The 1,293-nt window shown below is 56.8% G+C and carries 1 rRNA gene (running past one end of the window); it reads right to left on the reverse strand.

Annotation, left to right across the window (positions count from 1 at the left end):
• Nucleotides 1-1,293, reverse strand: a 23S ribosomal RNA gene (locus tag ACIGQF_RS38430) (its annotated part extends 1,279 nt beyond the left edge of the window); the annotation flags it as partial.

Consider the following 1,293-nt stretch of genomic DNA (forward strand, 5'->3'; position numbering starts at 1 on the left):
AGACTCATCACCAGCAATGGCCCCCCTTCTCCCGAAGTTACGGGGGCATTTTGCCGAGTTCCTTAACCATAGTTCACCCGAACGCCTCGGTATTCTCTACCTGACCACCTGAGTCGGTTTAGGGTACGGGCCGCCATGAAACTCGCTAGAGGCTTTTCTCGACAGCATAGGATCATCCACTTCACCACAATCGGCTCGGCATCAGGTCTCACCCTTACACGTGCGACGGATTTGCCTACCGCACGGGCTACACCCTTACCCCGGGACAACCACCGCCCGGGCTGGACTACCTTCCTGCGTCACCCCATCACTCACCTACTACAAGTCTGGTTCGTCGGCTCCACCACTCCCCTACGCTCCGAAGAGCTCAGGGCGGCTTCACGGACTTAGCATCGCCTGATTCGATGTTTGGCGCTTCAAAGCGGGTACCGGAATATCAACCGGTTGTCCATCGACTACGCCTGTCGGCCTCGCCTTAGGTCCCGACTTACCCTGGGCAGATCAGCTTGACCCAGGAACCCTTAGTCAATCGGCGCACACGTTTCTCACGTGTGTATCGCTACTCATGCCTGCATTCTCACTCGTGAACCGTCCACAACTCGTTTCCACGGCTGCTTCACCCGGCACACGACGCTCCCCTACCCATCACAGCCTCCGTTAGGAGTAATGCTGCAATGACACGACTTCGGCGGTGTGCTTGAGCCCCGCTACATTGTCGGCGCGGAATCACTTGACCAGTGAGCTATTACGCACTCTTTCAAGGATGGCTGCTTCTAAGCCAACCTCCTGGTTGTCTCTGCGACTCCACATCCTTTCCCACTTAGCACACGCTTAGGGGCCTTAGTCGATGCTCTGGGCTGTTTCCCTCTCGACCATGGAGCTTATCCCCCACAGTCTCACTGCCGCGCTCTCACTTACCGGCATTCGGAGTTTGGCTAAGGTCAGTAACCCGGTAGGGCCCATCGCCTATCCAGTGCTCTACCTCCGGCAAGAAACACACGACGCTGCACCTAAATGCATTTCGGGGAGAACCAGCTATCACGGAGTTTGATTGGCCTTTCACCCCTAACCACAGGTCATCCCCCAGGTTTTCAACCCTGGTGGGTTCGGTCCTCCACGAAGTCTTACCTCCGCTTCAACCTGCCCATGGCTAGATCACTCCGCTTCGGGTCTTGAGCATGCTACTGAACGCCCTCTTCGGACTCGCTTTCGCTACGGCTTCCCCACACGGGTTAACCTCGCAACATACCGCAAACTCGCAGGCTCATTCTTCAAAAGGCACGCAGTCACGAC

Source organism: Streptomyces sp. NPDC053560, from assembly GCF_044544605.1.
Taxonomy (GTDB): domain Bacteria; phylum Actinomycetota; class Actinomycetes; order Streptomycetales; family Streptomycetaceae; genus Streptomyces.